Genomic DNA, 1,074 nt, shown 5'->3' with positions numbered 1-1,074 from the left:
GCGGCATCGGCCCGGAGCATATCGCCCGGATCCGTGCGGCCCTGCCGGAGTTGTCCGCCGAGGCGGGATAACTGTCGTCATTGCGAGCGCAGCGAAGCAATCCGGGGGCCGGTGCGCACCGGCCCCTGGATGGATTCGTCGGCTTCGCCTCCTCGCAATGACGGTTCTTTGCGGGACAAGCCCATTCATTTTTGTTCGACATATTGACGCCCGCGATCCCTCGCGCTACGACTGACATGTCAGATCGACACCACTGGCCGCGCAGCAACGAAGGCGGCCCACCCAGGGAGATGGACGTGTCCCAGCCAGCCGAGCGTTTCGGACTTTCCGCGGCACTGACCGTCCCCTTCCGGCCCGATGGCGGGGTCGACTTCCCGCGCTTCGTCGCGCATGTGCGCTGGTGCCTGGCGCAGGGCTGCCGCACCGTCACCGCCTTCGGCACCACCGGCGAGGGCGCCGCCTTCTCCCTGTCCGAGCGCGAGCAGGTGCTGGGCGCCCTGGCCGGCGCCGGCATTGAGGGCCGGCAGCTGGTCGGCGGCATCTCCGCCTCCTCAGCCGAGGATGCCGTGGCGCAGGCGCGGCTGGCGCTGGAGTTCGGGGCCGACGCGCTGCTGCTGCCCCCGCCTTTCTACTTCAAGGGTGTCGGCGATGACGGCCTGTTCGGCTGGTTCGCCCGGGTGTTCGAGCAGCTGGGCGCCGCCGCCCGCGGCGTCATCCTCTATCACATCCCCAGCGTCACCCAGGTGCCCATCTCCGTCGAACTCGTTGGCAGGCTCCGCGCGGCCTTCCCCGAGGTGATCCGCGGGGTGAAAGACTCCTCCGGCAGCTGGGACTACGCCCAGACCCTGCTGGCGGCGCATCGCGACCTGGCGATCCTGATCGGCGACGAGCGCTGCCTGGCCGCGGCGGTCCGCCTCGGCGGCCAGGGCGCCATCTCCGGCATCGCCAACATCTACCCCGAGGCGATGCTGCCGCTGGTGCAGGAGGGGCGCGAGGATCCGCGCATCCACCGCCTGGTCGAGGCACTGCTGGCCTATCCGGTGATCCCGGCGGTCAAGGCGCTGGTGGCGCATC

1 protein-coding gene is annotated in these 1,074 nt (G+C 70.2%); it reads left to right on the top strand.

Features of this window, described 5'->3' with window-relative positions; translation table 11 throughout:
* Positions 1-296 precede the first annotated feature (296 nt).
* On the top strand, positions 297-1,074 hold a 778-nt coding region (locus tag P409_RS34985; protein WP_081992266.1), incomplete at its 3' end, for a dihydrodipicolinate synthase family protein.

Origin of the sequence: Inquilinus limosus MP06 (assembly GCF_000767795.1) — a bacterium.
Lineage (GTDB): Bacteria > Pseudomonadota > Alphaproteobacteria > DSM-16000 > Inquilinaceae > Inquilinus > Inquilinus limosus_E.
Note: the sequence above shows the minus strand (reverse complement) of the source record. Positions and strands in the feature narration are given on the sequence as shown.